The 5,003-nt window shown below is 61.7% G+C and carries 3 protein-coding genes and 1 pseudogene; 2 read left to right on the plus strand and 2 right to left on the minus strand.

Annotated features, from left to right (window positions below):
- Positions 1–199: 199 nt before the first annotated feature.
- Positions 200–375 (minus strand): annotated as a pseudogene (locus ACS5Q1_RS46435) (IS6 family transposase); the annotation flags it as partial.
- Between the two features lie 222 nt (positions 376–597).
- Entirely contained in the window at positions 598–1,113 is a 516-nt protein-coding gene (locus tag ACS5Q1_RS46440) for a hypothetical protein (RefSeq protein WP_473104549.1), read from the minus strand.
- Positions 1,114–1,402: 289 nt separating this feature from the next.
- Here ACS5Q1_RS46440 and ACS5Q1_RS46445 point away from each other — a divergent pair, with 289 nt between their 5' ends.
- A complete protein-coding gene (locus ACS5Q1_RS46445; RefSeq protein WP_473104550.1) occupies positions 1,403–2,131 on the plus strand; it encodes a protein-L-isoaspartate(D-aspartate) O-methyltransferase in 729 nt (242 codons plus the stop codon).
- Between the two features lie 4 nt (positions 2,132–2,135).
- Positions 2,136–4,595 carry an SAM-dependent methyltransferase gene (locus ACS5Q1_RS46450; RefSeq protein ID WP_473104551.1) on the plus strand — a complete coding sequence of 820 codons (2,460 nt, stop codon included), beginning with the start codon at positions 2,136–2,138 and terminating at the stop codon, positions 4,593–4,595.
- The last annotated feature ends 408 nt before the right edge of the window (positions 4,596–5,003 follow it).

Below are 5,003 nucleotides of genomic sequence, written 5' to 3' on the forward strand. Positions count from 1 at the left end.
GAGCAGCCGTTCGTGATGGACACATCCAAGTTCGAGCGAACGTTCGGGGGCTCGGTCACGCCGCTGCGCGAGGGCGTTCGACAGACCATCGCCGCCCTGCAATCCACCCCCTGAGCGCGTGGTGTAAATCAGCATCGAATGCTGACCTTTGAGCCGACTGCCATCAAGTGCATAACTTTACTGGTAAACTCAGAGCGTCGTCATGTGGGCTCGGCTGCTTGCGATGGAGGCGCCGGGCATACTCCGGACCGAACTTTTTCCCTATCGCCGGATCGTCTCACAGGACACGACGATGCCGCGCTCGAGCAGCATCTCCTCGACCAAGCGCAGGCTCAGTGGAAATCTGAAGCACAACCAGACCGCATGGGCGATGATTTAGGACGGGAACCGGTGGCGCTTGTAGCTGATGGGTTTGGTCATACCGCGGCTCTTAAGCCACAAGCCTCTGACTAAAAGTTACCGTGACATCGCCAACGGACCGACTCGTCCACGTCCTACGCCAGCACCCGCCTTCGCGCGTGGGAAGACCTCCATAATTCTCCCTCGCTTGGCAGTGCTCCACTATGCAGGCGGAGCTGATGCTGGGATAGACGACAATTACTGATCGATCTGAAAGGCTTCGAGTTTTGGTGGATTTCCATCAGTGGTGAACGCCCCCTCGTAGGGGCCTGCCTGGGTGTGGGCCACACACTCGATGGTCGAGCCCTTGATGGTTGGGTTGCCAAAGCGACAGAAACCCACTGCGGAATCCTCCTCGCCCTGTTCTTCAGGGACGCCAGTCGTCGCAGCCAGGATAATTGTCTCAATGGCTTGGACAACAGTATCTGGTCCCTGTTCAACCCGGCGGGAACCATCGCCGGAGAACGAAAGAACTGTACCCTCGGTCATAAACCAATACGCGCTCGCCCCCGTGCTGTAGTTCATGTTCACCAGGACGGGCTTGCAGCCCTCCATCGCCAGCCCGGCATGAACCAGCTTGGAGCACGCACCGGAGACAGTGACCATCTGGACGATCTTATTCGGTTCGTCGTTCTCGTTCGACTTGGCTTGCGGGACAGCATCCGCGCCGAGAGGGGCCGCAAGGAAGAGCGCAACGGCGAGAGACAGCCTCATGGCATGCCTCCATCTCAGCCCATTTCATTATAGGCCGGCCGGCCCCGTGCTGTCGATCTAGAACGGCGCAGCAAATGTCCGAGATCAGAAGAGCATGGTCCTCCTATGCTATCCAGCCTTGGCCACCAAATCGCCTATTCGTGCAACAGAGCGCCCTGGATCTCTATGGCCTATCCCAATCGGGAATTGGCCAGTAGCAAACCCAAGTAGAGCCGGTAAGAAGCAAGCGCTTCCGGAACATCGGCAAGAGCGAAGCGGTTGGTTTTAGATACCAGTCGAGGCCCAGATCATGGCTCGCATGCTGGTCCTGCTCGCCACAGCTCTGCTGCTGTTGACCGCCGCAGCCGCGGAGCCGGATCATGGGACAGCGCGGCAGAAGATGGTCGATACGATCGAGGGGCTCGCCACCCGTCTCGCCACGCCCCTTGGTACCGGCAGCCTCGCCCCATCCGTCCTGGCTGCGATGCGGCAGGTGCCGCGGCACGAGTTCGTGCCGACAAGAGTCCGAGCCGCAGCCTATGACAACCGGCCCCTGCCGATCGGCTACGGCCAGACGATCTCACAGCCCTATATCGTCGCCCTCATGACCGACCTTGTGAGGCCAGACAAGGATGATGTTGTGCTCGAGGTCGGGACCGGCTCCGGCTATCAGGCTGCCGTCCTGTCGCCGCTGGTCAGCCGGGTCTTCTCGATCGAGATCGTGGACGCGCTGGCCAAGCGGGCAACGGAGCGTTTGGCGGCACTGGGCTACGGCAACGTGACGGTGCGCCACGGCGACGGCTATCACGGCTGGCCCGAACACAGCCCCTTCGATGCGATCATTGTCACAGCGGCCGCAAGCCATATTCCCCCGCCGCTTGTCAGGCAGCTCAAGCCGGGGGGCCGCATGGTCATTCCGGTTGGGCCGCCCTTCATGGCTCAGAACCTGATGCTGGTCGAGAAAGACACCCGGGACCAAGTGCACACTCGCACACTCCTGCCTGTCCACTTCGTCCCGCTGACTGGCGGTAATCGCTAGGGCCATGGCACTCCTGGTCGCCATCGGCATTCTCGCAGGCGCTGCCCTCGCCTACGAGATCCTGCTGGCGCGCCTGTTCTCGATCCTGCTCTGGCACCATTTTGCCTACATGATCATCAGCGTGGCGCTGCTCGGGATTGGCGCCAGCGGCACGGCCCTGGCCTTCGCACGAGGAGCACGCATCTCATCATCCTTTGGCCCCGGCTTCACCGGCTGCGCCGTCCTGTTCGCGGTCTCCACTGTCGGGGGCTTTGCGCTCGCACAGCGGGTGCCGTTCAATCCACTCGAGGTGATTTGGGATGTTCACCAGCAGCTTCATCTGGCGCGGATCTACCTGTTGCTAGCCTTGCCCTTTTTCGCCTCCGGTGCCGCGATCGGGCTGGCTTTCATTCACTATAGCGAACGGATTGCCGCGATCTATCGCGCGGATCTGCTCGGCGCCGGTGCCGGTGCGCTGCTGATTGTCGCCCTGCTGTACGTGCTCCCACCGCAGGATTGCTTGCGGATCATTGGCGGGCTGGGCTTCGTTGCGGCGGCATTGATCGCATGGGACAGGGGCGCTCGCCGTTCGGCTGCTGCGTTGGCTGCCCTTGCGGTAATCTCGTCGGCTGCCTGGCCGCCGTCATGGCTACAGCTCCAGCCCTCACCGTACAAGGGTTTGAGCGTAGCCTTGACCGCCCCCGATGCCCGTGTCCTGGCGCAGCGGTCTAGTCCGCTGGGGCTGCTGACGGTGGTCGAAAGCCCGGTTGTTTCGTTCCGTTACGCTCCCGGGCTCAGCCTCGGCGCCACGTCGGAGCCGCCACCGCAGATGGGTGTCTTCACGGATGCCGAAGCGCTGACCATCATCACCCGATTGACGGGCGACAAGAGTGCGCTCGACTATCTCGATCAGCAAACCACAGCACTGCCGTATCATCTCCTCAAGAAGCCACGCACGCTCATCCTCGGGGCGGGAGGAGGCGCCGACGTGCTCAGCGCTCTGTACCATGGCGCAGCACACATCGATGCGCTTGAGCTCAACCCCGACCTGATCGACTTGGTGCGGGGGCCATTCTCGGCGTTCGCCGGCGGGCTCTATCGGCGCGAGGGTGTCACAGTGCACATCGCCGAAGCCCGCAGCTTTGTCGAGGCGAGTGGGCAGCGTTGGGATTTGATCCAGCTGGCGCTCCTTGACTCCTTCACGGCGGCAGCGGCCGGTGTTCAGGCGCTTGGGGAAAGTCCACTCTACACGGTGGAAGCACTTCAGGCTTATTACGGGCATCTCGCCCCCGGCGGGCTGCTGGCCATCGCGCGCTGGCTGCTCACGCCGCCCCGCGATGCCATCAAGCTGTTCGCCACTGCCGCTGTGGCTCTCGAGCAGGGGGGAGTGTCATCCCCCGGCGCTCAGCTGGCGATGATCCATAGCTGGAACACGGCAACACTTCTGATGAAGAACGGGCCGTTCAATGCCGCCGAGATCGCCGCGATCCGGGCTTTCGCCGAAGCCCGTTCCTTCGATGTGGCTTGGTACCCGGGCATGTCCGAGGCGGAGGCGAACCGGTTCAACCAAGGGGCCGAGCCGTATCTGTACCGCGCCGCCGTGGCGCTGCTTGGCCCGGCGCGGGAGCGCTTCCTGAACGACTACAAGTTCTACATCACCCCGGCGACCGATGACCGGCCCTACTTTTTCCGCTCGTTCAAATGGGCGCTGCTGCCCGAGCTCATGGCTCAACGCGCTCAAGGCGGGCTGGCCCAAGTGGATGCGGGCTATCTGGTCGTGCTCGCCACACTCCTGCAATCAATGATCGCGAGCCTGCTCCTCATTCTCTTGCCGCTGGCGGCATTGCGCGCCAAACATCGGTCTCGCGGGCCTGGAGCCATGGCACGGTGGCAGATTGTGCTTTACTTTTTGGCTCTCGGCTTTGGTTTTATGTTCATCGAAATCAGCTTCATCCAGCGCTTTACATTGTTCCTTGGCCATCCCCTTGCGGCGATTGCGGTGGTCTTAGCCGCCTTCCTGGTCTTCGCTGGTCTTGGCAGTGGCATCGCGGCACCACTCGCTTCGCGTCGACGAGCGGTCATCGTGGTTGCTGTGGCAGGCATCATCGCATTCGCCGGGATCTATCTGATTGGATTACCTGCCCTGCTGCCAAGCCTTGTCAGCTTGCCTGCTCCACTGAAGACGGTGATCACCCTTGTGCTGATCGCGCCCCTGGGCTTCGCGATGGGTCTCCCATTTCCACTGGGCTTGGAGCGGGTATCCGCAGAGGCCCCTGACCTGGTGCCATGGGCTTGGGGTATCAATGGCTGCACCTCGGTGGTCGGGGCTGTCCTCGCGAGTATCCTTGCAATGCACATCGGCTTTACTCTCGTTGTTTGCATCGCGCTCGCGCTCTATGCTGTTGCGGCACTGACGCTCATAACCGGAACACCTCGAACTCTCAAAGAGACCGTGTCAGGCTCTGATGCCTCAGGAGCCCCGTAGGGGCAACACGACCTACAGCGGGACGACAAGGCAGATCCCTCACTCATGCAGGACGGGTTCCGACCGCTCCGCACCTCAGCTACGGATATCGCGCAGGAGGATGATCTTGATCAGTCCGCTTAGGGTAAATCTCTGCCCGTTTTATGTCGTCGGCCTATATCTGTTAGATGCGGCAGAACCCGCGCATGCCCATGCTTAAGATCTTCGATCTCAGGAAGAGCTATCCCACACCTCAAGGGTCGCTGATGGTGCTCAAGGGAGGCAACCTGACGCTTGAACCCGGGTCTAGAGCAACGGCGGTTCAGACGAATCCATATCCGGCCGCGGTGAAGTAGTTGCGGCATTCCTCAGCCTCGACCCCATCGCAGATGTCGCCGATGGCCCGCCAGAGCGCGTCAAAGGTGCGGG

The sequence above is a fragment of the Microvirga sp. GN3 genome, from assembly GCF_055792825.1.

Bases quoted from the DNA above. Each gene is read 5' to 3' on its own strand.
- ACS5Q1_RS46445 (WP_473104550.1), top strand. From the start codon at position 1,403: ATGGCTCGCATGCTGGTCCTGCTCGCCACAGCTCTGCTGCTGTTGACC.
- ACS5Q1_RS46440 (WP_473104549.1), bottom strand. From the start codon at position 1,113: ATGAGGCTGTCTCTCGCCGTTGCGCTCTTCCTTGCGGCCCCTCTCGGC.
- ACS5Q1_RS46450 (WP_473104551.1), top strand. From the start codon at position 2,136: ATGGCACTCCTGGTCGCCATCGGCATTCTCGCAGGCGCTGCCCTCGCC.